This is a genomic window from Streptomyces inusitatus (assembly GCF_014651115.1).
Taxonomy (GTDB): Bacteria; Actinomycetota; Actinomycetes; order Streptomycetales; family Streptomycetaceae; genus Streptomyces; species Streptomyces amakusaensis.
In genome coordinates this window covers 108464-131434 of sequence record NZ_BMWG01000008.1, presented here as the reverse complement: position 1 = coordinate 131434, position 22971 = coordinate 108464, and the positions used below count along the sequence as shown (strand labels likewise).

Below are 22971 nucleotides of genomic sequence, written 5' to 3'. Positions count from 1 at the left end.
CCGGGCCGGGGCCGCGCGGGGGCGGGGGGCGGAGGCGGGGGGGGGCCCAGGGGGGCAGGGAGCCCACGGGGGCGGGCCCCCCCCCGGGGGGGGAGGGGCCCCCCGTTCGCGCTGTGCGGCCCGGCCGGGCGGAAGCCGCTCCGGCCGGGTGGGGTGCTTCGGTGGGCACCCCGGGGGTTGTCCGCGGCCACGACCCCCGTGCGTGGCCACGATCTGTCCGCGACGGCCGGGGAGAGCTCTCGGCTCCTCCGGGCCGTCGCGGCGTTCTGGTCGCGCTTCTCAGGCGCGTCGGGGCGCCACCAGGCGGGCGGCGCGGGCTTCTTTCTCCGCCTCCTGCCACAGCCGGCGCAGCATCCGCGCCCGCTCGGCCGGACGCATCCGGGAGATGGCGATCTCCGCGCAGGCCACGCCGTCGGTCCACGGCATGGTGAGCGTGGCGCGCTGCCGGGGGATGGCCGACAGCGGGTTGGTCACCCCGGTCGCCGGGTGGTGCCGGGCCTCCGAGGAGCGTGACTCGGTGGCGGCCGCCCGTGCGTCCGCGCGCTGCTTCTGCTGCTGAGGGCTCAGCCGCGAGAGATTGCGGACATGCACGACTTTGCGCCGTCCCGCGAGCAGATCCGCCTGGAGTTCGGGGCCGAGTTCGAGGACCGAGAGCTTGGAGGAGATGGTCGACTGCGCGATGCCGAGCCGCTTGGCGGCCTTGTTCTGGGAACCGTAGAACTCGACCAGCTTCTTCAGGGCGTAGGCCTGCTCCAGCGGATTCATGTCGTCACGGTGCACATTGGCCACGAACGCCGCTTCGAGCAGCGAGCGGTCGGTGGAGACCAGGGCGTCGTCGACGCTGACCCGGACATGGCTGAGACCCGCGATCCGGGCCGCTTCCAGCCGGCGGTGCCCGTCGACCACGATGTAACGGGCCCCGGGCATCAGCTCGGAGGCCCGCGCGGGACGCTCCCGTACATACGCCGGAACAGACGCGACGGTGATCGCGTTGACGAGGCCGATCTCCCGGATGCTGGTGGTCAACGGCTCCAGGTCGCGCAGTGCTTCGCGTGGATTGTCAGGATTCTGTCCTATCCAGCTCAGGGGCAACTCGGACGGCGGCCGGTGAGCGCCTTCGGAGTGGGCCTGCCTCTGGTCGAGCTCGGTGAACATCTCTGAGGACATGCTGATGGAACCCTTCCTCTTGCCCAGCAGCCCGGTTTCCCCGCCTTCAACCCCGGGCCGAGTGACAAACTCCCAGGTACTACCGGCCACAGCCTGGCCATGACCTTGCCATCCGCTTGCCACATGGCAAGCGATTGCAGAGGATGCAGTCCATGACCGATGGACGCGTGGCATGACTGATGGGGGAATGCGGTTTCGCATCCTGGGGGGCCTGGAGTGGCACGCCCAGGGTGTTTCGCTGAGGATCGGCCGTCGCCGGGAGAGACTGCTGCTGGGTTTACTGCTGCTCGACATCGGCAGGGTGGTTCCGTCCCACCGGCTGATCGATCTGCTCTGGGACGAGGGGGAACCGCCGTCGAGCGCCCGGGGGAGTCTTCAGGTACATGTCTCAAGGCTGCGCGGCCGCTTCATGGAAGCGGAAGCCGAGCGCCATGGCTTTGTGCTGACCCGAGCCAGTGACGGATACCTGCTGGAAGGCGATCCGCTCGCCGTCGATCTGCATCGATTCCGCTCTTTGGTACTGAAAGCGGAACGAACGGATGATGCTCAGGAGCGGCTTCGTCTGATGGAGTCGGCCCTGGGCGACTGGGGCGGTCCGGTGCTCGCCGGCACCGCGTCCGACGGACTGGTCCGACGGCTCGGCACCGGCTTCGACGAGCTGTACCTCTCCGCGATCACCCAGCGCGCCGAGGCCCGGCTCGCGCTCGGCCAGCGGGGGCTGGTCCTGGAGGAACTGGCGAGGGCCACGGCGGAGCACCCGCACCACGAACGCCTTGCCATGCTCCGGATGGTCGCCCTGTATCGCGCCGATCACCGGGGCGAGGCGCTGGAGGTCTACAACGAGATCCGGGCCCGGCTCGCCGAGGATCTCGGCCTCGACCCGGGCGCGGATCTGCGCAGCGTCCACGGCCGCATCCTGCGCGCGGACACCGCCCTGCTCGAAGCCTTCGCGGTGCCGGGCCAGGACCGGGGGGCCGCGGCCGAGCGGCGCGCCGCACCGGGCCGTACCGGCAAGGACACCCCTCCGGCCCCCGGACCCGTACCGCTCGGCCGGACGGACTGGCGGCGCGAGCGATCGGACGCCGAGGACGAGGCCGGGGACCGCCCCGGCCGGGACGGCGCCGCCCGGGGCCGTGCGAGCGGCGACCCGGACCTGGCCGACCGGGACTTCGGCCACCGGGACTCCAGCCATCGAGAACCCGCCGACCGCGCCGCGTCCGAGGGCGGGAACCGCACCGCCGCCGGGGTCCGCTTCGCCGCGCCCCCCGGACCGGAACCCACCTTCTGCCGCCCCAAGGCCGAGTCCGTGCAGCGCGTCTCCCGGACCGGCGCCTTCATCGGCCGCGCCCACGAACTGGAACAGCTCACCGAACTCGCCGCCGGAGCGCGCGGCGGATCGGGCGTCGTCATGATCGTCGGCCCGGCGGGCAGCGGCAAGACGGCACTCGCCCTCCGCTGGTGCCGAGGGGCCGACGCGGAGTTCCCCGACGGCCAGCTCTTCCTCGATCTGCGCGGACACAGCGACGAACGGCCCATGAGCAGCAGGGAGGCGCTCTCCGGCATGCTCAGGGCGCTCGGCATGCCCTATCAGGACATCCCCGCCGACATCGCCGTCATGGCCGAGCTGTATCAGCGCACCCTCTCCGGCCGGCGCGTCCTCATCGTCCTCGACAACGCCGAATCGGCCGACCAGGTACGCCAGCTCCTGCCGTACGAGCCGGGCTGCCTCGCGCTCGTCACCAGCCGCAACCGCCTCGGCGCGCTGATCGTCAGCCATGGCGCGGCGATGCTGCCGCTGCGCCCGCTCGCCTCCGACGAGGCGGAGGAGCTGGTCCGCCGGGTCGTCGGCGCGGACCGCGCCGCCGCCGAGCCCGAGGCCCTCGCCGAACTCGTCGCCATCTGCGGACGCACCCCCCTCGCCCTGCGCATCGCGGCCGCGAACCTGGCGCTGCGCCCGGACTTCCGGATCGCCGACCACGTCCGGGACCTCAGATCCGGCAATCCGCTGGAGAGCCTGGCCGTCGCGGGCGACCCCGACTCCGCCGTACGCAGAGCCTTCGAGCTCTCCTACCGCCGGCTGGACCCGGAGGCGGCCGAGGCGTTCCGGATGCTGGGCCTGCTGCCAGGCCCCGCCACCACCGTCGCCGCCGTCGCCGCGCTGCTGGGCCGCTCGGCCGGTTCCGCCTACCACCTCCTGGACCGGCTCTTCGCCGAACACCTGGTGGAGCGCAACGACCAGGAGCGGCTGCGGCTGCACGATCTGATCTGGTGGTACGCGCGACTCCTGGTCGACCCCGAGCGGAAGCGGGCCGTCCATCACGACGCGCGCCGCCGGCTGCTGCACTGGTACACCGCGTCGGCGGACGCGGCGGCCCAGAGCCTGTACCCGCAGATCCTGCGACTGGACATCGACGGCCTCCAGCCGGGCGCGCCCCCGGAGACCTTCGACGAGCCGGAGCAGGCGGCGGCCTGGTTCGACTCCGAACACGTCGACCTGGTCAGACTGATCGAGGCGGAGGCCCGTACCGAGAGCGATCCCTGCCCCGCCGTGTGGATCCTCGCGGACACCCTGCGCGGCTACTTCTGGCTCCGCCGCAACGCCGAGACCTGGATCGCGATAGCCACCGTCGGGCTGCGCGCGGCCCATCGGGCGGGCGATGTCCGGGGCCAGGCCGCCGCGCATCAGAGCCTGGGGCTCGCCACCTTCACCAAGGGCGATCTGGAGCTGGGCCGCAACCACTTCGAGCAGGCCATCGAGCTGGCGCGGCGGGCCGGCTGGGGGGTGTGCGAGTCGGTCGCGCTGTCGAACCTCGCCGGAGTCTCCGCCGATCTGGGCCTGCTGAGCCAGGCCGCCGAGTACTACGACCAGTCCATCACGATCGACCGGCGGCTGCGGCGCACCCCGCACCAGCCGCTCCAGGGGCTCAGCGAGGTCCTCTACGGGATGGGCCGCCTCCGTGAGGCCGAGCGGCTGTGCCGGCGGGCCCTCGCGCTCTCCCGGAAGATCTCCGCCCCCGACAGCATCGCCCGGATCAGCACCACCCTGGCGCTGATCTCCGTCGATCTGGGGGAGCTGGACACCGCCCACGAGCTGGCCACCGCCTCCCGCAAGGGTTTCCAGGCCATCGGCAATCTCGCGGGCGAGGCCGAGGCGGTCTGCGCGCTCGCGATGATCGCGGCCGAGGGCGGCAACGGCCGGGCGGCGCTCCGCTCCGGGCTGATGGCCTGCCGGCTGAGCCGGGCCGCCGGGCGGCCCCGCCTCAAGCTGGAGGCGATGCTGGCGATGGGTCACGCCCGCTATCAGCTCGGCCAGTTCGAGCGCGCCTACGAGCACTTCCGCATCGCCCGCTCGATCGCCGAGGAGATCGGCTATCTCAAGGGCCGCACCATGGCCCTGCTCGGCCTCGGGGTCTGCGCGGCCCGCTTCGGCCGCCCGCTGGAGGCGCTCTGCCACGCGGGGGCGGCGCTCGCCCTCGCCCAGGAGTCGCAGCTCCGGCTGCTGGAGGGACAGGCCCAGACGGTCGTCGCGCTGGCCAGGATGAGCCGGGGGGACATCGCCGCGGCCGGGCAGGCGGCCCGGCAGGCGGAGGCCATCCACATGGCGACCGGATACCGGCCGGTGCACTCGCCGTACCGGGGGCCCGTCGGCGGATTCGACCCCGCCGAGAGCGTGGAGTCGTTCCGCCGCTGGCAGGCGGTGCTGGAGGGGGAGAGCCGGTGCTGACCCCGGACGGGTCCCGCCCCGCGGGGGAGCCGGGCCCGGCCGGGGCGCGATCCGCCCGCGAGGTTTGAGAGGATCGGCTTTTCCACCGCGGGGGAGCGGGTGGAGCGGGCCGGCCTCATGAGATCCGTGCCCGTCCGCTCCGTGTCGCTGTTGGGCTGAACGGGTGAGGAGCGCGAGGATAGGCGTATGAGTAGGTACGAGAGGTACGACGCCACCGACGAACAGTGGGAGGGCCTGGCGCAGGTCGTCCCGTTGCGCGGCCGCAACGAGTGGCCGTCGAGGGTCGACCATCACGGCGTCCCGGCCCGGAGTGACGCCGCCGAGCAGCGTCGTATGGTCGTCCTGCGGGTGCAGATCTTCTCCGACGCGCGCGAGGTCGCCGACTACCTCCTCGCGCAGATCCCGGTGCTGCTGGATCTCACCAGCGCCGACGCCGATGTCGCCAAACGCATCCTGGACTTCAGCAGCGGGGTCGTCTTCGGCCTCGGCAGCGGTATGCACCGCGTCGACCGCAATGTCTTCCTGCTCGCCCCCAGCGGCACGGAGGTCGACGGGATCGCGGAGGCCACCGACACCTTCACGCGCTCCATCCCCCGTTCGTAGGAAGGGCGCGGCGGCGGAACGGTTCGGCGTGGAGCGCGCCGCCTACCGTCCGCCCATGGACGCCGATTCCCTCCTCCAGCCCCGCACCTTTCCGGACGGCCCGCCGCCCGCCAAGGCCCCGGACCCCCGCCCCGCCGTCACCGAACTGCGGCTCTCCGCCTTCGGCCCGCACCGGGGCCTGACCCTGCCGCTCGCCCCGCTCACCCTCCTCACGGGGCCGAGCGGCTGCGGCAAGTCGACCGTCTTACGCGCGTACGAGGCACTGGCCCGGCTGGCCGCGGGCGACCGGCTGGCGAGCGCCTTCCCCGACCCGGGGAGGTACGTCCCCGAGGGGGCGGCCGCCGACGGACAGGGGCGGCGGGGGTTCCGTATCGGCTGTACGGCCGACGGCCCCGCCGGTCCGGTGCGCCTGGACCTCGCCGTCCAGGCCGAGCCCGAACTGCGTGTCGTCGGCGAGCGGCTGACCTGTGCCGGCCGCACCCTGCTGACCACCGCGCTGCGCGAGCCGCGCCGGCCGTCGGTGGAGGCCGCCTGGCACACCGCCGGTTCGGCGGGGGTGACCCGCGCGCCGCTGCCCGACGACCGGCTCGGCACGGCGCTGCTGCCGCTGCGGGTGGCAGGCCGGACGGAGGGTCAGCTGAGGGTGCTCGCGGCGGCCGAGCAGACGGTGGTGGCGCTGCGCTCGGCCTTCGTCTGCGACCCGCAGCCGCGCGGGATGCGCCGCCCGGCGGCCCTGGCGGACGGCCGGCTGCGGCGCGGCTGCGACAACCTCGCCGAGGTGCTCCACCGTACGCGCGAGCAGTGCGGCCGAAGGCATGCCCGGCTGGCCGCCGCGGCCGGGGCCGGATGCGCGGGGGACGTGGTCGACCTGGCCGTCGAGGAGCTGTCCGACGGGACGGTACGGGCACTGCTCGCGCGCGGCGGCCGCAGGCCGCCCACCCCGCTGGGGCGGCTCGGCGACGGCGAACTGCGCTATCTGGGGCTCGCGCTGGTGCTGCTCACCGGCCCCGGGGTGCTCGCCATGGACCAGGCGGCGGAGGTGCCGTCGGCCCTTCAGTCGCTCACCGTCCTCGCGGACGGCTTCGACCGCTGTCTCGATCCCCGGCAGGCGCGCGAACTGGCCTCGCTGGCGGCCGAGATGGCGGGGCGCGGTCATGTACGGCTGACGGGGGCGGTCGCCGACGCGTCGTTCGCGCGCGGGGTGGACGGGGTGACAGTGGTAGATCTGGTGCCGTGACGATCGATGAGGGACGACGGGTGGCGGGCGACGACTCCGGTGCGCCGGACGTGGCGGGACTCCAGCGAAGGCTGGCCGAGTTCGCGCGGGCGCGCGACTGGGGGCAGTACCACACGCCGAAGAATCTGGTGACGGCGATCGGGGTGGAGGCGGCCGAACTGGCGGAGATCTTCCAGTGGCTGACGCCGGAGCAGTCGGCGCGGGTGATGGACGAGGAGGAGTCCGCGCACCGGGTGCGGGACGAGGTCGCCGATGTGCTGGCCTATCTGCTCCAGTTCTGCGAAGTGCTCGGGGTGGACCCGCTGGCGGCGCTCTCCGACAAGATCGACCGCAATGAGATCCGCTTCCCGGTGACGTGAGTTCGCGGTGGGAAGGGGGAGAAACCGGACCCTCCGCCCTGTGGATCAAGGAAATGTCACTCTATGGAGTTATGGATCTCTCCACAATCGACTTGCTGTCCACAAATTCCCGAATTCCTCTGGCGTTTGGGCTCAATTGGCCTCACTCTGGGTAATGGAATGAGTGGGCAGTAAGTCGTACGAACGGGGGTGTCGTCCATGGATGCGGAGCGACTCGTCTTCGCCGGCCGAAACGCGCTGGCGCAGAGCCGCGCGGTGCCGGACATCATCGCGGAGGCCTGGCAGGCACAGGCCCTCGCCCAGGCGATCGGCGGCCGGCTGGCGGTCTACGGTCCGCCCGAGCTGAGGGGCGAGGCGCGCGGGCTCAGCGAGACCGGCGCGCGCGGAGTCGCGGCGCTGGACCACCCCGGCGTGCGCAGCGGCGGCATCAGGGCCGCCCAGCTCTCCGGCATGGCCGACACCCGCGTGGCCCTGCTGGCGCTGGGCGCTCTCCTCAGCGATGTCGGGATGGCCCTCGTCGCGGTCGCCTGCGCCACCGACGAGGAGGGGCTGTACTGGCAGTGCGTCGAGGCGATGGACGCGGCCGACGAATCGGGCGACCGGGTGCGCGGAATGCTGCGCAAGCTCGCCGTCCGCGACGCCGGCCGACCGCCCGACACCGGCCGGGGCCGGGGGGACCCGGGCGTCTCCTGGTCCGCCCGGCCGGTCGCGGTCCGTGCGCAGGCGCCGGGAGCCGCCCGCGGCGCGCCCCGCCCGGCGGATCCCTCCGGCGCGCCGGGCCCCGCGGGGTACCGGGAGCCGGCCGAGCCGATGGCCGTGCTGGAGATACCGGACGTCGCGGGATCGACGGCGGGCCTGTCGTGAGCGGGGTGCGAAGCCGGGTGCGGCCCGGCGGCGGGTGTGGCCGTCGGGATCCGGCGGACGGTGCAGGATGGAGCCATGGACCTTCGAATCTTCACCGAGCCCCAGCAGGGGGCGAGCTACGACACCCTGCTCACCGTGGCCAAGGCCACCGAGGATCTCGGCTTTGACGCCTTCTTCCGCTCCGACCACTATCTGGCCATGGGCTCCGCCGACGGCCTGCCCGGCCCCACCGACGCCTGGATCACCCTGGCGGGCCTCGCCCGGGAGACCAGCCGCATCCGGCTGGGCACCCTGATGACCGCGGGCACCTTCCGGCTGCCGGGCGTGCTCGCCATCCAGGTCGCGCAGGTCGACCAGATGTCGGGCGGCCGGATCGAGCTGGGCCTGGGGGCCGGCTGGTTCGAGGAGGAGCACAAGGCCTATGGGATCCCCTTCCCGAAGGAGAAGTTCGCCCGGCTGGAGGAGCAGCTCGCGATCGTCACCGGCCTCTGGGCCACCGAGACCGGGAAGACCTTCTCCCATGAGGGCGCGCACTACCGGCTCACCGACTCGCCCGCGCTGCCCAAGCCCGTGAACGGCAAGGTGCCGGTGCTGATCGGCGGGCACGGAGCCACCCGCACCCCCCGGCTGGCCGCGCGGTACGCCGACGAGTTCAACATCCCCTTCGCCTCGATCGAGGACAGCGAGCGGCAGTTCGGCCGGGTCCGGGCCGCCGCCGAGGCCGTCGGCCGCCCCGCCGACGACCTGGTGTACTCCAACGCCCTGGTCGTGTGCGTGGGAAAGGACGACGCAGAGGTGGCCCGCCGGGCCGCCGCCATCGGCCGCGAGGTCGACGAGCTGAAGACCAACGGCCTGGCCGGATCGCCCGCCGAGGTGGTCGAGAAGATCGGCCGCTATGCCGCGACCGGATCCTCCCGGATCTACCTCCAGGTGCTGGACCTCGACGATCTGGACCACCTGGAGCTGATCTCCGCCCAGGTCCAGTCCCAGCTGGGCTGAGCCCGGTGCGACCCGCCCGGGCGCTCGCCGAGGCCCTCGCCGAAGGACCCCTCGCCCTGGACGGAGGACTCGCCGACCAGCTCGCGGCCCAGGGCTGCGACCTGTCCGGCGAACTGTGGTCGGCGCGGCTGCTCGTGGACGGCCCCGGACAGCTCCGGGCGGCCCACCGGGCCTTCGCCCGGGCCGGGGCCCGGGTGCTCACCACCGCCTCCTACCAGGCGTTCTTCGAAGGGTTCGCCCGCCGGGGAATCGGCCGCCGCGCGGCCGCCGCCCTCTTCGCCCGCAGCGTCGATCTGGCGCGGGCGGCGGGCGCGGGCCCGGGCGAGACCTGGGTCGCCGCCTCCGTCGGCCCGTACGGCGCGGCCCTCGCCGACGGCAGTGAGTACCGGGGCCGGTACGGGCGCTCGGTGCGGGAGCTGGTCCGGTTCCACCGGCCCCGGATCGAGGCCCTGGCCGCCGCCGCGCCCGATGTGCTGGCGCTGGAGACGGTGCCCGACACCGACGAGGCCGAGGCCCTGCTCACGGCGGCCGAGGGGTGCGGGGTGCCGGTGTGGCTCTCGTACACCGTCGACGGCGAGCGCACCCGGGCCGGACAGCCGCTGGCCGACGCCTTCGCCCTGGCGGCCGGGCGCGACCAGGTGATCGCCGTCGGGGTGAACTGCTGCGCGCCCTCCGACGCGGGCCGCGCGGTCGCCCTCGCGGCGGCCGTGACCGGCAAACCCGTCGTCGTCTACCCCAACAGCGGCGAGCGCTGGGACACCGAGGCCCGCCGCTGGCGGGGCGGGTCCGCCTTCGATCCGGCCCTGGCCCGGGAGTGGGCGGCGGCCGGCGCGCGGCTGATCGGCGGCTGCTGCCGGGTCGGCCCCGGGGAGATCGCCGCCCTGGCCGCCCGCCTCGGCTGACCCGCCCGCCGTACACCTGTACGAACTCGCTGGTCCGAGCGGGGAAAGCCCGGCCATACTCGAACGGTGTCCCCGACGATCAGCACCAGCACCAGCACCCCGGCGAAGCGGCTGCTCCCGGTGGCCGATCTGGCCCTCGTCGTCCTCGTGGGCGCGAGGGGATCCGGCAAGTCCGCCTTCGCCCGGCGGCACTTCGGACCCGACCGGATCCTCTCCTCCGACGCCTGCCGGGTCCTCGTCGCCGCCGACACCGGCGACCCGAGCGCGAGCGCCGACGCCCACGACGCCCTGCACCACCTCGCCGGCGAACGGCTCGCGGCGGGCCGGCTGACCGTCGTCGACGCGACCCATGTGCGGGCCGAGAGCCGACGGCCGCTGATACGGCTGGCCCGCGAGCACGACGTACCGTCGATCGCCATCGTGCTCGACCTCCCCGAGGAGGAGTGCGCCCGCCCCGGCCCGGCCGGCCCGCCGCCCGATGCCGTCCGGCAGCAGCGGGGCGAACTCCGCCGCTCCCTGGGCGGCCTGGAGCGCGAGGGCTTCCACCAGGTCCATGTGCTGCGGAGCAGGGCGGAGGCCGACGCCGCCGAAGTGGTCCTGGAGCGCCGCCGTACCGATCTCACCGGGCTGACCGGCCCCTTCGACCTCATCGGCGACGTCCACGGATGCTCCTCCGAACTGGAGACCCTGCTCGCCCGCCTCGGCTACCGGGACGGCGCGCACCCCGACGGCCGCACGGCGGTCTTCGTCGGCGATCTCGTGGACCGGGGCCCGGACAGCCCCGGTGTGCTGCGCCGGGTGATGTCCATGGCCGCAGCCGGAAACGCCCTCTGCGTCCTGGGCAACCACGAGGACAGGCTCGGCCGTCATCTGGCGGGGCGCCAGGTGCGGCGCACCCATGGACTGGCCGAGACCGTCGAGCAGCTGGAGAGGGAGGACGAAGCCTTCCGGGAGCGGGTACGGGAGTTCATCGGCGGCCTGGTCAGCCACTACGTCCTGGACGGCGGCAGGCTCGTCGTCTGCCACGCCGGACTGCCCGAGAAATACCACGGCCGCACCTCCGGCCGGGTCCGCGCGCACGCGCTGTACGGCGCGACCACCGGCGGGACGGACGAGTCCGGCCTGCCCGTGCGCGGCCCCTGGGCCGAGGGGTACCGGGGCCGGGCCGCCGTGGTCCACGGCCACACCCCCGTGCCCGCCGCCTCCTGGCACAACAACACCATCTGCCTGGACACCGGCGCCGTCTTCGGCGGCGCGCTGACCGCGCTGCGCTGGCCCGAGCGCGAGCTGGTCGGCGTACCCGCCGAGAAGACCTGGTGCGAGCCGCCCGGGAGGCCGCCCGGGCCGCCGCCCGGAAGGGCCTGAGCCGCCTTCGCCGCGCCGGGTCGCCGTTCGCCGAGTGAAGGCGGCGCCGCGCGGTGAGGATGAGGGCATGGGATTCCATGTCGACTCCGAGACCGGGCGGCTGCGCCGGGTCATACTGCACCGGCCGGATCTGGAGCTGAAGCGCCTCACCCCGAGGAACAAGGACACGCTGCTCTTCGACGACGTCCTGTGGGTGCGGCGCGCCCGGCAGGAACACGACGGCTTCGCCGACGTCCTGCGCGACCGGGGCGTCGAGGTCCATCTCTTCGGCGATCTGCTCCGCGAGTCGCTGGAGGTGCCCCGGGCGCGAAAGCTCGTGCTGGACCGGGTCTTCGACGAGAAGGAGTACGGGCCGCTCGCCACCGACCACCTCAGAGCCGTCTTCGATCTGCTGCCGACCGCCGAGCTGGTCGAGGCGCTGGTCGGCGGGATGACCAAGCGCGAGTTCCTCGCCGGGCACCCCGAGCCGACCTCCGTCCGCTTCCATGTGATGGACCTGGACGACTTCCTCCTCGACCCGCTGCCCAACCACCTCTTCACCCGGGACACCTCCGCCTGGATCTACGACGGGGTCTCCATCAACGCGATGCGCTGGCCCGCCCGGCGGCGCGAGACGGTCCACTTTGAAGCGATCTACAAGCACCATCCGCTCTTCACCGGCCCGCTCGCCGGGGACTTCCACCACTGGTCGCAGGGGCAGGACGACTACCCCTCCACCATCGAGGGCGGCGACGTCCTGGTGATCGGCAATGGCGCGGTGCTGATCGGCATGAGCGAGCGCACCACCCCACAGGCGGTGGAGATGCTGGCCCAGGGGCTCTTCGCGGCCGGTTCGGCGCACACGATCGTGGCCCTGGACATGCCCAAGCGGCGGGCGTTCATGCATCTCGACACGGTGATGACCATGGTCGGCGCGGACACCTTCACCCAGTACGCCGGGCTGGGCATGCTCCGCTCGTACACCATCCGGCCCGCCGAGGGCGCGCGCGGACTGCGGGTGAGCGACCATCCGCCGGAGCGGATGCACGACGCGATCGCCGCCGCGCTCGGGATGAAGGAGATCCGGGTGCTGACCCCGACCCAGGACGTGCACTCGGCGGAGCGCGAGCAGTGGGACGACGGCTGCAATGTGCTGGCCGTGGAACCGGGCGTGGTGGTGGCGTATGAGCGTAATGTCACGACCAATACGCATCTGCGGAAACAGGGCATCGAAGTCATCGAGATCCCCGGGAGCGAGCTGGGGCGCGGGAGGGGAGGGCCGCGCTGTATGAGCTGCCCGGTGCGGCGGGACAGCGTCTGACCCGGGCGGCACTCGCCCAATCCCTGTATATCAATGCGTCTATTCGTATACACTTCCATGGGTCACCGCATTCGCGACCCGCAGGAGCAGCCACCATGGCGATACATCTCGAAGGCCGCCACTTCCTCAAGGAGCTGGATTTCACGGCCGAGGAGTTCCGCGGCCTGATCGATCTCGCCGCCCGGCTCAAGGCCGCCAAGCGCGCCGGAGCCGAGGTCCGGCTGCTCCGGGGCAAGAACATCGCGCTGATTTTCGAGAAGTCCTCGACGCGCACCCGGTGCGCCTTCGAGGTCGCGGCGGCCGACCAGGGCGCTTCCACCACATACATCGACCCGTCCGGCTCGCACATCGGCAGCAAGGAGTCCGCCAAGGACACCGCGCGCGTGCTCGGCCGGATGTTCGACGCGATCGAGTTCCGCGGTGACGCGCAGGCCACGGTGGAGGAACTCGCCCAGTACGCGGGCGTCCCCGTCTACAACGGCCTCACCGACGACTGGCACCCCACCCAGATGCTCGCCGACGTGCTCACCATGACCGAGCACACCGACAAGCCCCTCCAGGAGATCGCCTACGCCTACCTCGGCGACGCCCGTCTCAACATGGGCAACTCCTACCTGGTCACCGGTGCGCTGCTCGGAATGGACGTACGGATCGTCGCGCCCCGCGCCTACTGGCCCGCGCCCGCGGTGGTCGACCGCGCCCGGGCGCTCGCCGAGGTCAGCGGCGCGCGGATCACCCTCACCGAGGAGATCGCCGAGGGCGTCCCGGGCGCGGACTTCGTCGCCACCGACGTCTGGGTGTCGATGGGCGAACCCAAGGAGGTCTGGGACGAGCGGATCGCGGACCTCGGCCCGTACTCCGTGACCATGGACGTCCTGCGGGCCACCGGCAACCCCGACGTCAGATTCCTGCACTGCCTGCCCGCCTTCCACGACCTGGGCACCAGCGTGGCGCGCGGGATCCACGACCGGCACGGCCTCACCGAGCTGGAGGTCACCGACGAGGTCTTCGAGTCGCCGCACTCGGTGGTCTTCGACGAGGCCGAGAACCGTATGCACACCATCAAGGCGGTCCTGGTCGCCACACTCGCTCCCGTCGGCTCACCGGCTGACCCGGCTGATCGGCCGCTCCCGGCGGTCGGTCAGCCGGTCAGCCGGTCAGCAGCCGGGTCTCGGCGGCCGGCAGCCCCTTGTCCCACCAGTGGTCGTAGCGCCGGTACACCAGCGGGTCGCGGGGGGCGAGGAAGCCGATGAGCGCACCGGCCTCGGCGGCCAGGGCCTCCCAGACCGGCGCGGGGAGCGGACGGAAGGCGGAGGCCTCGATCCCGCCGCCGACGGCGCGCCAGACGCCTGCGACCTCGCCGTCGACCAGCAGGGTGGGCAGTACGTCGCCGTTCACCCGGGTCACCAGCTTGCGGTACTCGGGCGGGACGACGCGGCCCCGGTCGGCGTAGGCCAGCAGCACGCTGTCCCACATCGCCATCAGCCGGGGCGGGGCGGGGGTCTCCCCGGCCGGCCGGGGAGCGCCGGGGAGGTCGTACAGCACGCCGCCGCCGGGGCCTTCCAGCCGCTCCAGCCCATCCGCCTCGTCCATGAGCGCGTCCACCGCCGCCCGGATCCGGGTCCGCCCGATCAGTGTGAACTGCGCCAGGTCCGCCACCGAGGCCGGGCCGAAGCCCGCCAGGGCGCGGCGGACCAGGTTCTTCAGCCCTTCGGCGGCGGCGTCGGGGTCCGCCGGGCCGGGCCCGGGGTCCGCCGTGATGTACGAGGGCCGGGTGCCGAACGACCAGGGGCCGCCGGTCGGCGCGTGCCACAGCGGCGCGTACTGCCGCAGCATCCGCTGGGCCGCCGAATCCATCGGCCCGGCCGGCCGCTTCGCGAGCAGCAGGCTCCCCATCTCGGCGGCGGTCCTCGGCCGGTCGGCGTACTCCAGCAGGGCCGCGATCAGCCCGGCCGTCTCGTCGGCGGCGAGCCCGGCGGCCGTGAAGCGCGCGTCGCCGAGCCGGGAGGCGCGCAGCGCGGGCTCCATGGCCGCGCGGAAATCCGGGTAGTCCTCGGCGTGGACCGCGTGCAGGGTGAGCCGCGTCAGCGTGGTCTTCACCGCCCGGAACCCGCCGAGGGCGGTGTCGAGGTCCGCCGCTCTGAAGCCGCTCAGCCTGTTCCACAGCGCGATGTACGGCGAGGCGGGCTGCTGCGCCTGGAGGGCGACCACCCGTCGTATCCCGTCCAGGACGTCCAGCGACTCGCGGCCGAGGAGCAGTTGGCGGGCGAGCGTGGCACGGTTGAGCGAGCGCGCGGTGATCTTCATACCGCGATTCTGCCGCTTCGCCGGGCGGACCGGGTCCGGGCATCGGTCCCGGGCATCGGTTCCGGGCGGACCGGTCCCGGGCGGATCAGTTCTGGGCGAACAGGGCCCCGGTGTCCCTCAGCACCTCGTGGAGTGCGGCGAAGACCACCGCCGAACGCCCGCCGGGCCAGCCCTCCGGCAGCAGTTCCATCGGCAGTCCCGGGTCCGCGTACGGCAGTCGCCGCCAGGAGTCCAGCGCGTGGAGATAGTCCCGGTAGGCCTCCTCGGGGCCGGGTTCCCGCCCGGACGTCCACGAGTCGAGCACCGGCTCCTGCGCGTCGAGGAACGCCTCGTGCCGCTTGGCGATCCCGCCCAGGTCCCACCAGGTCGCCACCGCCTCCGCCGTCGCCGCGAAGCCCAGGTGCTCCCCCCGGAAGAGTTCCACATAGGGATCGAGCCGGAGTCTGCGCAGGGTGTGGCGGGTCTCCTCGTAAAGCCGCGCCGGAGCGATCCACACCCCCGGCGCGGTCGAGCCGAAGCCCAGCCGCGTCAGCCGTGAGCGCAGCAGATGGCGCTTGCCGCGCTCCGCCTCCGGCACGGAGAAGACCGCGAGCACCCAGCCGTCCGAGAGCAGCGGGGTCCGCCGGTCATGGATGCGCCGGTCGCCGTCCTCCAGCAGCTGACGGGCGTCGGGGGAGAGGCCGTAACCGGCGGCCCCGTCCTCCGTGCGGGCCGGGACCAGCAGCCCGCGCCGCTTCAGCCGCGACACCGAGGAGCGTACGGAAGGGGCGTCGACGCCCAGCGCGCCGAGCAGCCTGATGAGTTCGGCGACGGCCAGCGGCCCCGGCCGCTCGCGGCCGTACGCGCCGTAGAGGGTGACGATCAGAGAGCGGGGGGAGTGCTGGTCGGCCACGCGATCACCATAGGGCCGCCCGGCGGTGCGGACGGGCGGGGACGGCTCCGACGGCCGGGGCGTCAGCCGTTCGCCGGGGCGTGCGGGAGCGTCAGCGCCGAGTCCGGGTGGAGGGTGATGTGCACGGGGGTGAGGACGGCGGCGTCCACCGGTGTCGCGCCGGTGCCGGGGGAGCGGGCGAAGCGGGGGTGCGCGCCCCCGCTGATCTGCCAGCGTATGCGGTGGCCGACGGCGAAGCGGTGGGCCGCGGAACTCATCAGCACGGTCACCCGCGAGGGCGTCTCCCCGGTCGTCGTCACCCGGCCCAGTCCGTCGCAGACGTTGACGGAGCGGCCCCGCGCGTCGACGTCGCAGAGGCGGGTGAAGACATGGGCGTGGCCGGTGTCGGTGGAGAGGCTCAACAGCGCGGAGACCGGGCCGAGGATGTCCACGGGCTCGGTCAGCGGCGGACCGGTGAAGGTCAGGACGTCGTCCCGGGCCTCCAGGGCGCTGTTGTCGCGGGGGCCGGCGGCCGGGGAGAGCAGGGGGCCGCCGAGTGACGGGGTGGGGTCGGCCGGGTCGTAGCGGAACGAGGCCGTCGGCAGGGAGTCGGTGGGGGGCCGCGGTGTGAGGTGCCCCTGCGGGGTGGGGAACCACGGGGTGGCGGCCGGATCCCGCGGCCAGTCGTCGAGGTCCCGTCGGCTGTTCTCGCCGCCGATGTGCACGCGCACCCTGGTGGGGCGCAGTCCGGAGCGGTCCTCGTGCAGATGCGCGCGCAGCCAGGCGAGGCTCTCGGCGAACACCTCGGGCCAGCCCTGCTGGAGCGCGGACGTATGGGTCCAGGGGCCGACGAGCAGGGCGGTCTCACAGCCGGCCCGGCGCAGCCGGCCGTACTGCTCCAAAGTCTGGCCGGCCAGTACGTCGTGCCATCCGGTGATCAGGGCGGTGGGCACGGTCAGCCGCTCCGCCGCCCCGGCCAGCGACGCGCCGTGCCAGTACGGATCTTCGGGGTCCGGGTGCGCCATCACCTCGTCCAGCCAGGGCGCTTCGTCCCCGAGGACGCGCTCATGGGCTCCGCGCAGCGGCCGGGCGGTGGTGACCTCGCGCAGCCGCCGCCTCAGACGCAGCGTCGCCCCGAGGAACGAGAGCATCCCCCGGTGCTGGTACGTCATGCCCGCGCCGACGGCGAGGGCGTTCTCCAGGTGGAGCACACCGTCCGTGTGGAAGAGGGTGTGGGGATCGTGCAGTCCCACCTGCACCACCATCGCCTTCAGCTCGGGCGGCGGGTCCAGGGCCAGGGCCCACTGCGTATAGCCCAGATAGCTGGGACCGATCGTGCCCAGCCTTCCGTCGAACCAGGGCCGCTCACGGAGCCAGTCCACGGCGGCCCGCGCGTCGGCCGGCTCGTTGCGCCACAGATCGAACGCGCCGCCGGAGCCGCCGGTGCCGCGACAGCTCTGAAGGACCACGTGGAAGCCCTGTTCGGCGAAGAGCACGCCGTACATGGGGGACCACGGCAGGCCCCTGCCGTAGGGCGAGCGCACCAGGAGGGTGGGGAAGTCGCCCTCGGCGCGCGGGAAGTAGTGGTCGGTGATCAGCGGGCTGCCGTCGGCGGCCGGAACCTCCAGTCCCGGTTCCCATCCGGCCTCGTACCGCCCGGCCGGGAGGCCGCGCCAGGCCGCCCTCATCAGCCGGGCGGAGAGCGGCGGTTTCGCGGCGGGAGCGGGAGCGGGAGCGGGACTGGAGGTTCCGGCCGTCTTCGGCAGAGGGCGGCGCGCTCGTGATGCCATCGTTCGTTCCCCTCGTCCTTCATTCCAGTACGTTGTACGAGAATAGAGGATGCTTGGATGGTGCCCGCGAGGGCCGCCATGTTTTGAAGAGGAGGGGGAGGACGAGGACCATGACCCGTGAGACGGAGGGCGGGGCCGCGGACGTCGGCCCCCAACAGCTCTGGCTGGGCTCCGACCGGCCGCGCAGGGGCCGCAGACCCGCCTACAGCCGTGAAGCGATCACAGCGGCGGCCGTCTCCCTGGCGGACGCGGAGGGGCTCGAAGCGGTCACCATGCGAGCGGTCGCGGCGCGGGTCGGAGCCGGTGTCATGTCGCTCTACAGCTACGCCCCCGACAAGGAGACCCTGCTGGAACTGATGGTCGACCACGTCAGCGGCGAACTTCCCGCCACGGGCCAGGCCACCGGCCACTGGCGCGCCGATCTGAAGGACATCGCCCACCAGCAGCGCGCGCTCATGCTGCGCCACCCCTGGCTGCCCGCCGCCCTGGCCACCCGGCGCACCCCCGGTCCCAACGCCCTGGCCTTCCTGGAACGCGTGCTCGCCGTCCTGCGGCCCTCCGGACTGGACGCCGCGACAAGGGTGGAGATATTCGCCCAGCTCACCGCTTTCGTGGCCGGGCACGTCACCCATGAGACCGCTCAGGACCGGGCCTCGTGGTCCGCCGGCCGGGCCGCCGCCGAGGCCCGCTACCTCGCCGCCGTCGCCGCGGACGGCCACCATCCGGAACTCGCCGAGGCCCTCGCCGCCCCCGCCCGCCGCGTCACCCCCGAAGCCACCTTCGGCCGTTTCCTCAACCGTCTGATCGACGGCCTCGACACCGGCTGATCGCGCCGCGCGGCCCGCCCCCGCCGAAGGCGCGCGACCACTTGAGCGGCGTCCGCGCGCTGCGACGCGGTCATCCGCCGGAACATCTGTACCGTGAGGCGGGCGACGGCAGGCGCTCGCCCGGGCCGTACGCGGGGGCGTCGCGCGCCCAGGGCGACGGACGACGCCGATGACACCACACCGCCGGACGGGGAAGGTCGTATGAGCCTGGACCGCCACAACCCCGCCGACCTCCCGCCGCCCTCCGGCTTCTCCCACGCGGTGACCGCCACCGGCTCACGACTGGTGTTCCTCGCCGGTCAGACCGCGCTCGACATGGCGGGCGAGGTGGTCGGCGACACGCTGCCCGAGCAGTTCGAGACGGCTTTGGCGAATCTGCTCACCGCCCTCGCGGCGGCCGGCGGCGCGCCGCACGACCTCGCACGGGTCACGGTGTACGCCACCGATGTGGCCGACTACCGGGCCCACGCGCCCGAACTGGGCCGGATCTGGCGGCGGCTGGTCGGCCGCGACTACCCCGCGATGGCCGTCGTCGGCACCGTACGGCTCTGGGACCCCCGGGCCCTGGTCGAGCTGGACGGCACGGCGGTGCTGCCCTGACCCCGTACCCCCGTACCCCCGTACCCCCGTACCCCCGGCCTTTCGGACGGCGCCGGTGATCGACTGGTGCCCCGGCGGGGCCGGGCTTACGGTCGATGGACAGGGCCCGCGGGCACTCCGTCCGCGCGCCCCGGCGCGTACACGCGACCCGCGATGACGATCCGACGGCCAGGACCAGCGAATCCCCGGGCCACCGCCAGGGAAACCGGCGGCGGCCACCACGGCATGGCGCTCCTGGTCATCGCGTCCTGCCAGTTGATGGTCGTCCTCGACATCACCATCGTGAACATCGCCCTCCCGCACATCCAGACCTCGCTGAACTTCTCCACCACCGGCCTGTCGTGGGTGGTCAACGCCTACACCCTCACCTTCGGCGGACTGCTGCTCCTGGGCGGGCGGGCGGGCGACATCCTCGGCCGCCGGCGGGTCTTCATGTTCGGTGTCGCGCTCTTCGCGCTCGCCTCCCTGCTGGGAGGTCTCTCCCAGTCCTCCGGCCAACTGCTCGCGGCACGCGCCCTCCAGGGCGTGGGCGGCGCGATCGCCTCCCCCACCGCGCTGGCGCTGATCACCACCACCTTCCGGGAGGGGCCGGAGCGCAACCGGGCCTTCGCGGTCTACTCCGCGGTCTCCGCCGGTGGCGGGGCGATCGGACTGCTGGCGGGCGGGGTGCTGGTCGAATGGCTGGACTGGCGCTGGGTGCTCTTCGTCAATGTCCCGATCGCGCTGCTGATCCTGTTGACGACCCGGCGGTACATCCAGGAGTCCGAGCGCCGCCCCGGCCACTTCGATTTCGCCGGTGCGCTGACCTCCACCCTCGGCATGGTCGCGCTGGTGTACGGCTTCATCCGGGCGAGCGGGCACGGCTGGACCGACCGGCTGACCCTCGGCTCCTTCGCCGCCGCCGTGGTCCTGCTCGGCGTCTTCGTCCTGGTCGAGCGGGGCTCGAAGCAGCCGATCACCCCGCTGCGCATGTTCGCCGACCGCAACCGTGCGGGCACCTACGGAATCATGCTCAGCCTCGCCGCCGCGATCTTCGGCATGTTCTTCTTCCTGAGCCTCTTCGTCCAGGACGTCCTGGGCTTCGGCCCGCTCCGCGCCGGACTGGCCTTCCTGCCGGTCAGCGTCATCATCGCGGTGGCCGCGACTGTCACCTCCCGGCTGCTGCCGAGATACGGGCCCAAGCCCTTCATGGTGGGCGGCGCGACCCTGTCCGCCGTCGGGCTCGGCTGGCTCACCCAGGTGGATGTCAACTCCACCTATCTGGGCAGTGTGCTGGGGCCCATGCTGGTCTTCAGTACGGGCATGGGCACGCAGTTCGTCTCACTGACCCTCACCGCGCTCTCCGCCGTGCCCCGCCAGGAGTCGGGCGCGGCCTCCGGACTGCTCGCCTCCATGCAGCAGATCGGCGGCTCGCTGGGCCTCTCCATCCTGGTGACCGTCTTCGGCACGGCCAACCGCAACGCGACCCGGGAACAGCTTCCGTCCTTCCTGGCCCACGCGACCCCCGCCCAGAAACTCGCCTTCCGGCGCACCGGCCTGCTCCCGCCGCCCTGGGGCGAGCAGGTCCTCGCGAACGGGGTCTCGGCCGCGTTCATCATGGCCGCGATCTTCGCGGTCGTCGCGGCGCTCATCGCCCTGCTGGTGATCCAGGTCCGCGCATCGGACCTGGAACGCCTCAGGGGCGGCTCGCCCCCGGGGGACTGAAGCGGCACACCGCTTCTCACCGGGGCCGCGACTTTCAGCCCCGGCGCACCAGGGCGCGGACGCTCACGGCGATCCCGAGCGCGCACCAGACCAGCAGTACGAGGAGATCCCGCCCGCCGGAGCCGGAGCCGGAGCCGTCCGACAGCAGCCCCGCGCGGATCAGATCGCCGGCGGGCTGGAAGGGGAGCAGGCCGTGGACCGTCTGGAACCACTCGGGCAGCCGGCTCGCCGGAAAGGTGATCGGGGAGAACAGCATCACGAAGAACACCAGCACCTGAGAGGCGAGCTGGGCGACCAGCGGAGGCAGCAGCACGGCGATCGCGTAGCCGACGGAGACGGCCGTGGCCGCGCTCAGGAGGGCCGCGGTCACCAGCGGGGGCCAGTCGAGGGCGAAGTCCAGGCCGTACCGCCACTCGGCCACGAACACCGCGACGGGGATCCCCGGCAGGGCGACGACCAGCCACACCGTCAGATCGGCCAGCAGCAGCAGTGGGCGGGGCACGGGCAGCGCGCGCAGATACGTGAACGTGCCGTTGGCGCGCGACTGCGCCACGCCGTGCGGGACCAGGACGAGGCCGACGGCCATCAGCAGGACCGTGGGCGCGCCCGAGGAGAGGAACTCGGCGGCGGGGGCGTCGATGCCGGGGACGAGGAACCCGAAGCCGACGATGACGGCGGCGGCGAGCAGCGCCTGCACGATGAGGACCAGCGGGAGCGCCGTGCCGATCTGGGCCGCCGTCCAGCGCAGCAGGGTCCAGTAGACCGTACGGAGACCGGCGCGCGGCGGGACGCCGACGGGCACCCGGGCCCGGGGGGCGGAGACGGTCGCCTCAGACATGGGTGGTTTCCCTCTCGATGGCGGCCGCGCCCGTGGCGGCGAGGTAGACGTCTTCGAGGCTGGTGGGGACCAGCGCGTAACTCTCGACGCGTCCGTCCGCGCGGAGCGCCGCGGCCCAGGCGACGGCGGCCTCCGCGTCGGCGGCGGCGAGGGTCAGCAGCACCCGTCGGCCGACGCGGACGCGGCGGGCGATCGGGATCGGGATCGGTGCGCGGGCGGGGGGCTCGGAGGGGTCCGAGGGGTCGGGGCCGTCCGGGTACAGCGAGAGTTCGAGCCGCAGATCGTGGTCGGCGGTTCCGCGGAGCCGCTCCGGCGACCCGGCGGCGACGACCTTGCCGTGGTCGAGTACGACCAGTTCGTCCACCACGCGCTCGGCCTCCACGACATTGTGGGTGACGAGCAGTACGCCCGCGCCGTCGTCGCCGAGCCGGCGGACGGTGTCCCACAGGCGCCGCCGCCGGGCCGCGTCGACGTCGTTGGTCGGCTCGTCGAGGACGACCAGCGGCACCGGCGCGACCGCGGCCATGGCGAACGCGGTCAGCCTGCGCACCCCGCCGGAGAGCCCGCCGCCCTCCGGCAGGGCCCTCCGGTCGAGCCACTCACGCAGGTCCAGCTCCTCGGCGAGGGTGCGCGCGGCGGCCCTCGCGTCCGCCCGGGACATACCCCGCAGCCGGCCGGCGATCTCGATCGCCGACCTGGGCGTCAGCCCGTCCAACGGGGCCTGCGCCTGCGCCTGGAGCGCCACACAGCGGCGCGCCGTCGCCGGATTCGCGACCGCGTCCACCCCGGCCACCCGGATGGACCCGCTGTCGGGCCGCAGCAGCCCAACGATCTGTGAGACCAGCGTGGTCTTGCCCGCGCCGTTGTGCCCCAGCAGCCCGACGACCTTTCCCGGCCCGACCCGCAGACTGATCCGCTCATTCGCGAGGACCGAGCCGAACCCTCTGGTGAGGTCCTCGATCTCCAGCACCGCGCTCCCCATGGCGCCGCTCCTCTCGTCACCCCTTCGCCGGGGTACCGGACAGATGGGCGATACCGGCAGTATTGAAATACCATCGGTATCGCAATGCCATTGGTATCTGGATTCCGCTGGTACGTCAACTAGGGTGGGGGCATGGAACGAAGCCACTCGACGCCCGCGCCCCGGGTGCGGCGAAGCCGTGCCGAGCAGAAGCGGGAGACCCGCGACGCGCTCACCGTCGCCGCGCTCATGACCTTCGCCCGCGACGGCTACCACGGAGCGAGCCTGGAGGGGATCGCCAACGAGGCCGGCTTCTCCAAGGGCGCGGTCTACTCGAACTTCGGCGGCAAGGCGGAACTGTTCCTCGCTGTGATGGACCACAACCTCCAGACACTCCGCGGCGAGGACTGGGACCCCCTCGCCCCGCCCTCGGGCCCGCCCGCCCCGGCCGCCGTCGCGGGCGTCGCCGCCGCCCCCGGCCGCGGCGGCCATGACGGTGGCGCCGCCGGGGTGGTGGGCGGGCTCGGGCCCGCCGTGCTGGGGGGCATCCCGA

General features: G+C 73.3%; 18 protein-coding genes and 2 pseudogenes. 14 read left to right on the top strand and 6 right to left on the bottom strand.

Going from position 1 to position 22971, the window contains the following annotated elements:
• Window positions 1-279: 279 nt before the first annotated feature.
• Window positions 280-1155 carry a ParB/RepB/Spo0J family partition protein gene (locus tag IE247_RS15660; RefSeq protein ID WP_229869147.1) on the bottom strand — a complete coding sequence of 292 codons (876 nt, stop codon included), beginning with the start codon at window positions 1153-1155 and terminating at the stop codon, window positions 280-282.
• Window positions 1156-1354: 199 nt separating this feature from the next.
• Here IE247_RS15660 and IE247_RS15655 point away from each other — a divergent pair, with 199 nt between their 5' ends.
• The 10 genes and pseudogenes from IE247_RS15655 to argF all read left to right on the top strand — a co-directional run bounded on the left by IE247_RS15655 (window position 1355) and on the right by argF (window position 13773).
• Window positions 1355-4891: an AfsR/SARP family transcriptional regulator gene (locus IE247_RS15655; protein WP_229869137.1), complete on the top strand. Its 3537-nt coding sequence runs from the start codon at window positions 1355-1357 to the stop codon at window positions 4889-4891.
• Between the two features lie 186 nt (window positions 4892-5077).
• Window positions 5078-5494 (top strand): cell division protein SepF, encoded by a 417-nt coding sequence (locus tag IE247_RS15650; protein WP_190123719.1) that lies wholly within the window; start codon window positions 5078-5080, stop codon window positions 5492-5494.
• Between the two features lie 55 nt (window positions 5495-5549).
• Window positions 5550-6731, top strand: a complete 1182-nt coding sequence (locus tag IE247_RS15645; RefSeq protein WP_229869136.1) for an AAA family ATPase — start codon at window positions 5550-5552, stop codon at window positions 6729-6731.
• On the top strand, window positions 6728-7090 hold the full coding sequence (locus IE247_RS15640) for a nucleotide pyrophosphohydrolase (RefSeq protein ID WP_190123718.1): 363 nt from the start codon (window positions 6728-6730) through the stop codon (window positions 7088-7090). Before IE247_RS15645 ends, IE247_RS15640 begins: the two co-directional genes overlap by 4 nt.
• Before the next feature lie 198 nt (window positions 7091-7288).
• A pseudogene (locus tag IE247_RS15635) lies at window positions 7289-7765 on the top strand (DUF6099 family protein); the annotation flags it as partial.
• A 264-nt stretch (window positions 7766-8029) separates the two neighbouring features.
• A complete protein-coding gene (locus IE247_RS15630) occupies window positions 8030-8953 on the top strand; it encodes an LLM class F420-dependent oxidoreductase (RefSeq protein WP_190123717.1) in 924 nt (307 codons plus the stop codon).
• A gap of 5 nt (window positions 8954-8958) precedes the next feature.
• The gene (gene mmuM, locus IE247_RS15625; protein WP_190123716.1) at window positions 8959-9855 is read left to right on the top strand and encodes a homocysteine S-methyltransferase; all 897 of its coding nucleotides are present in this window, start codon (window positions 8959-8961) and stop codon (window positions 9853-9855) included.
• A gap of 66 nt (window positions 9856-9921) precedes the next feature.
• Window positions 9922-11214 (top strand): annotated as a pseudogene (locus tag IE247_RS15620) (AAA family ATPase); the annotation flags it as partial.
• 73 nt (window positions 11215-11287) lie between these two features.
• Entirely contained in the window at window positions 11288-12520 is a 1233-nt protein-coding gene (locus IE247_RS15615; protein WP_190123714.1) for an arginine deiminase, read from the top strand.
• A 95-nt stretch (window positions 12521-12615) separates the two neighbouring features.
• Window positions 12616-13773 (top strand): ornithine carbamoyltransferase, encoded by a 1158-nt coding sequence (argF, locus tag IE247_RS15610; protein ID WP_190123713.1) that lies wholly within the window; start codon window positions 12616-12618, stop codon window positions 13771-13773.
• Here argF and IE247_RS15605 read toward each other — a convergent pair.
• The 3 genes from IE247_RS15605 to IE247_RS15595 form a co-directional block, all read right to left on the bottom strand.
• Complete coding sequence (locus IE247_RS15605; protein ID WP_190123712.1) at window positions 13670-14827, bottom strand: winged helix DNA-binding domain-containing protein; 1158 nt, start codon at window positions 14825-14827, stop codon at window positions 13670-13672. The genes argF and IE247_RS15605 overlap by 104 nt on opposite strands.
• 85 nt (window positions 14828-14912) lie before the next feature.
• The gene (locus IE247_RS15600) at window positions 14913-15719 is read right to left on the bottom strand and encodes a PaaX family transcriptional regulator (RefSeq protein WP_190123711.1); all 807 of its coding nucleotides are present in this window, start codon (window positions 15717-15719) and stop codon (window positions 14913-14915) included.
• A 62-nt stretch (window positions 15720-15781) separates the two neighbouring features.
• The gene (locus IE247_RS15595) at window positions 15782-17386 is read right to left on the bottom strand and encodes a CocE/NonD family hydrolase (RefSeq protein WP_190123830.1); all 1605 of its coding nucleotides are present in this window, start codon (window positions 17384-17386) and stop codon (window positions 15782-15784) included.
• 212 nt (window positions 17387-17598) lie between these two features.
• Here IE247_RS15595 and IE247_RS15590 point away from each other — a divergent pair, with 212 nt between their 5' ends.
• The 3 genes from IE247_RS15590 to IE247_RS15580 all read left to right on the top strand — a co-directional run bounded on the left by IE247_RS15590 (window position 17599) and on the right by IE247_RS15580 (window position 20619).
• Entirely contained in the window at window positions 17599-18315 is a 717-nt protein-coding gene (locus IE247_RS15590) for a TetR/AcrR family transcriptional regulator (RefSeq protein ID WP_190123710.1), read from the top strand.
• Between the two features lie 201 nt (window positions 18316-18516).
• Window positions 18517-18915, top strand: a complete 399-nt coding sequence (locus IE247_RS15585; protein WP_190123709.1) for a RidA family protein — start codon at window positions 18517-18519, stop codon at window positions 18913-18915.
• Window positions 18916-19068: 153 nt separating this feature from the next.
• Complete coding sequence (locus tag IE247_RS15580) at window positions 19069-20619, top strand: MFS transporter (RefSeq protein WP_229869135.1); 1551 nt, start codon at window positions 19069-19071, stop codon at window positions 20617-20619.
• A 34-nt stretch (window positions 20620-20653) separates the two neighbouring features.
• Here the strand turns inward: IE247_RS15580 and IE247_RS15575 are convergent, their stop codons facing one another.
• Both IE247_RS15575 and IE247_RS15570 read right to left on the bottom strand, forming a co-directional pair.
• A complete protein-coding gene (locus IE247_RS15575) occupies window positions 20654-21457 on the bottom strand; it encodes an ABC transporter permease (RefSeq protein WP_190123708.1) in 804 nt (267 codons plus the stop codon).
• Complete coding sequence (locus tag IE247_RS15570) at window positions 21450-22439, bottom strand: ABC transporter ATP-binding protein (protein WP_190123707.1); 990 nt, start codon at window positions 22437-22439, stop codon at window positions 21450-21452. Before IE247_RS15570 ends, IE247_RS15575 begins: the two co-directional genes overlap by 8 nt.
• Before the next feature lie 132 nt (window positions 22440-22571).
• On the opposite strand from IE247_RS15570, the gene IE247_RS15565 reads away from it, so the two are divergent.
• On the top strand, window positions 22572-22971 hold a 400-nt coding region (locus IE247_RS15565), incomplete at its 3' end, for a TetR/AcrR family transcriptional regulator (protein ID WP_190123828.1).

Excerpts from the sequence above, each read along its gene's own strand:
- IE247_RS15660 (WP_229869147.1), bottom strand. The coding sequence starts at position 1,155 with ATGTTCACCGAGCTCGACCAGAGGCAGGCCCACTCCGAAGGCGCTCAC.
- IE247_RS15655 (WP_229869137.1), top strand. The coding sequence starts at position 1,355 with ATGCGGTTTCGCATCCTGGGGGGCCTGGAGTGGCACGCCCAGGGTGTT.
- IE247_RS15650 (WP_190123719.1), top strand. The coding sequence starts at position 5,078 with ATGAGTAGGTACGAGAGGTACGACGCCACCGACGAACAGTGGGAGGGC.
- IE247_RS15645 (WP_229869136.1), top strand. The coding sequence starts at position 5,550 with ATGGACGCCGATTCCCTCCTCCAGCCCCGCACCTTTCCGGACGGCCCG.
- IE247_RS15630 (WP_190123717.1), top strand. The coding sequence starts at position 8,030 with ATGGACCTTCGAATCTTCACCGAGCCCCAGCAGGGGGCGAGCTACGAC.
- IE247_RS15615 (WP_190123714.1), top strand. The coding sequence starts at position 11,288 with ATGGGATTCCATGTCGACTCCGAGACCGGGCGGCTGCGCCGGGTCATA.
- argF (WP_190123713.1), top strand. The coding sequence starts at position 12,616 with ATGGCGATACATCTCGAAGGCCGCCACTTCCTCAAGGAGCTGGATTTC.
- IE247_RS15605 (WP_190123712.1), bottom strand. The coding sequence starts at position 14,827 with ATGAAGATCACCGCGCGCTCGCTCAACCGTGCCACGCTCGCCCGCCAA.
- IE247_RS15595 (WP_190123830.1), bottom strand. The coding sequence starts at position 17,386 with ATGAGGGCGGCCTGGCGCGGCCTCCCGGCCGGGCGGTACGAGGCCGGA.
- IE247_RS15590 (WP_190123710.1), top strand. The coding sequence starts at position 17,599 with ATGACCCGTGAGACGGAGGGCGGGGCCGCGGACGTCGGCCCCCAACAG.
- IE247_RS15585 (WP_190123709.1), top strand. The coding sequence starts at position 18,517 with ATGAGCCTGGACCGCCACAACCCCGCCGACCTCCCGCCGCCCTCCGGC.
- IE247_RS15580 (WP_229869135.1), top strand. The coding sequence starts at position 19,069 with ATGACGATCCGACGGCCAGGACCAGCGAATCCCCGGGCCACCGCCAGG.
- IE247_RS15575 (WP_190123708.1), bottom strand. The coding sequence starts at position 21,457 with ATGTCTGAGGCGACCGTCTCCGCCCCCCGGGCCCGGGTGCCCGTCGGC.
- IE247_RS15570 (WP_190123707.1), bottom strand. The coding sequence starts at position 22,439 with ATGGGGAGCGCGGTGCTGGAGATCGAGGACCTCACCAGAGGGTTCGGC.